This is a genomic window from Bacillus cereus group sp. N11 (assembly GCF_016483605.1).
GTDB classification, from domain to species: domain Bacteria; phylum Bacillota; class Bacilli; order Bacillales; family Bacillaceae_G; genus Bacillus_A; species Bacillus_A toyonensis.
In genome coordinates this window covers 1-1,140 of the sequence record NZ_JAEHBN010000046.1, presented here as the reverse complement: position 1 = coordinate 1,140, position 1,140 = coordinate 1, and the positions used below count along the sequence as shown (strand labels likewise).

Here is a 1,140-nt window from a genome sequence, read left to right as displayed (position 1 = left end):
ATGTGTATTTTTTCATCAGCTGTAAATTTAACCATAGAAAAACTGCACCTCCAATTGTTAGACGGTGTCTAACAATTAGGGTGCAGTTCAGTTTCTCGCTCTTTTTTTATTTGTCATAAACAATACACAGTGAAATTTAAGCGATTCTAAATACAGTAAGGCGAATGTTAGTATTTCCTGTTGCAGGGATCGTAATCTCGTTAAGAGTAGATTGGACAGAGATGTTTGCACCAGCTGCTAACGTTTCAATTGTAGTAAATGAAAGTGAGTCACCTATTAAACTTGAAGAGAAGTTGTCAGTTGCGACTGCTCCATTAATTGAAATTCCTACTCCGAGTGGAGCACATCCTGGCGCAGTTGTAGCGATGGATACGCTAATTACATAAATGCCAGCGTTAATAACAGTAACTGTATTTGTGCCGTTAAAGATAATATTGTTTACGTTAATTGCAGTACTAAAAATAAAGTTATTAAATTGCAGTACTGTTTGTTGAATGTTATTTGTTACAACAATTGTTGCTACAGGGAAGCTAGGTCCAGTAGGCCCAGTAGGCCCAGTAGGTCCGCCAGATGGTCCAGTTGGTCCAGTAACTCCTATACCGGTAGCGCCGGTAGCACCCGTTGGTCCTTGGATACCTTGAACACCTTGAGGTCCAGTAGCGCCAGTGGCACCGGTAGCACCTGTGTTACCTTGAACACCTTGAGGTCCGGTAGCGCCAGTGGCACCAGTAGCACCCGTGTTACCTTGAACACCTTGAGGCCCGGTAGCGCCTGTGTTACCTTGAGCACCTTGAGGTCCGGTAGCCCCCGTGTTACCTTGAGCGCCTTGAGGTCCAGTGGCACCAGTAGCCCCCGTGTTACCTTGAACACCTTGGGGTCCAGTAGGTCCAGTAGGTCCACCAGAAGGTCCAGTAGGTCCGGTAACTCCTATACCCGTAGCGCCAGTAGCACCTGTGTTACCTTGAACGCCTTGAGGTCCGGTAGCACCTGTGTTACCTTGAACACCTTGAGGTCCGGTAGCACCTGTGTTACCTTGAACACCTTGAGGTCCGGTAGCACCTGTGTTACCTTGAACACCTTGAGGTCCAGTAGCGCCAGTGGCACCGGTAGCACCGGGGTGACCGGTCGCGCGGGTGGCGC

1 protein-coding gene is annotated in these 1,140 nt (G+C 48.2%); it reads right to left on the bottom strand.

Translation table 11 applies throughout. From position 1 onward, the window contains the following. Window positions 1-136: 136 nt before the first annotated feature. Window positions 137-1,140: Gly-Xaa-Xaa repeat protein (locus JDS98_RS29560; protein WP_199634629.1), on the bottom strand; the 1,004-nt coding region annotated here is incomplete at its 5' end.